The organism is Maledivibacter halophilus, assembly GCF_900167445.1.
Classification (GTDB): Bacteria; Bacillota; Clostridia; order Peptostreptococcales; family Caminicellaceae; genus Maledivibacter; species Maledivibacter halophilus.
This window is the reverse complement of record NZ_FUZT01000038.1, coordinates 1-1,504: the sequence shown is the minus strand read 5'-3', so window position 1 is coordinate 1,504 and position 1,504 is coordinate 1. Positions and strand designations below refer to the sequence as shown.

The 1,504-nt window shown below is 31.1% G+C and carries 2 protein-coding genes; both read left to right on the top strand.

Annotation, left to right across the window (positions count from 1 at the left end; translation table 11 throughout):
* Window positions 1-600, top strand: a 600-nt coding sequence (locus B5X81_RS27690; protein WP_330397462.1) for a Mu transposase domain-containing protein, incomplete at its 5' end; no start/stop codon positions are given.
* Window position 601: 1 nt separating this feature from the next.
* Complete coding sequence (gene istB / locus B5X81_RS26940; RefSeq protein WP_079496103.1) at window positions 602-1,345, top strand: IS21-like element helper ATPase IstB; 744 nt, start codon at window positions 602-604, stop codon at window positions 1,343-1,345.
* Window positions 1,346-1,504: the final 159 nt, after the last annotated feature.

The window sequence follows — 1,504 nt, the reverse complement described above, 5'->3', positions numbered from 1 at the left end:
ATAAAACCTATAGAATATGATTTTGGTATATGGACTACAAGAAAGGTAAATGTTAACTGTCATATAAGTTATGATAGCAACTTTTATTCAGTTCCATATAAGCATATAGGAGAAGATGTAACATTAAAGGTGTCAGATAAACTAATTAAAATATATAGTCAGTATGAACTTGTTGCCACCCATCTAAAAATGAAGGGTAAAGGACAGTTTTCTACCAATAATGTCCATTACCCTGAATATAAAGTAAAAACTAAAACACAACTGCAGTATGAGTATAGACAAAAAATGTTAGAAATAGGCTCAAACGCACTAGAATTTTTTGATAAAGTTTTAGAAAAAAAGCAAAATCATTGGGGCAAGCCTATCTATGGTGTGCTTAAACTAAAAGAAAAATTCGGAAGTGAAATCATTGAAAAAGCTTGTAAAAGGGCTTTAGCCTTCGGATCTATAAAGTACCAAACTATCAAAAATATCTGTGAAAAAGGTCTATATGAGCAACCTGCTGATACAGCTGTAAGCTTAATTTCGAATACAGAGAATGCTATCCATAGACCTCTTTCTGAATATGAAGCCCTCTTCAAACTGAAGGAGGTGAGATAAATTGAGTAGTCTAATTAAAGATTTAAAAACCCTAAAGCTTTCTGGAGTAGCAAAAACCTTTGAAATTAGAAATGAGCAAGCTATAAAAGAAAAACTATCTTACTTGGAGTTTTTTGAACTTTTAATAGAAGATGAAATGTCTAATAGAAAAGATAATAGTTATAAAAAAAGGACAGCGAAAGCTAAGTTTCCGTCTATTAAGACTTTAGAAGAATATGATTTTAATTTCCAACCAAAACTTAATAGACAAGAAATATATAATCTTGCTACTGGAGAGTACATAAGGAAAAAAGAAAATATAGTATTTGTAGGCCCGCCAGGGACGGGTAAGACTCATTTGTCTATAAGTCTTGGTATTAAAGCACTACAGCAAGGTTATAAGGTGTTATTTACTTCAATATCAGAAATGATGGAAACACTTTTCGAAGCTAAAGCTGACAACTCTTATCATAGAAAGCTTAAATATTATCTTGCTCCAGATTTACTTATATTAGATGAGCTTGGATTTAAACAGTTAAGTGATAATATTGTAGATCTTTTTTATGAGATTATCTCAAAGAGATATGAAACAGGATCAGTCATTATTACTTCAAATAAATCCTTTGATGACTGGGGTAGTATTTTCCATGATAGGATTCTTGCCACAGCAATTCTTGATAGGATAGTTCATCACTGCCATCTAATTTTAATAAAGGGAGATAGTTTTAGAATGAAAGAGCAAAAACAAAAGATTGAGAAACATTAAATTTTTTTATTCTGAAGTGATGGATTTTCCTTCCCTTTTTTGCGGGTTTTTCCTTGACAATAACAGCTTTTTTAAGAAATCTATCTCCATTTGCTTTCTACGATTCTCTGCTTGAAGTAGTTTGTTTTGTGCTTTAAGTTTTTCAACCTCAGACATACT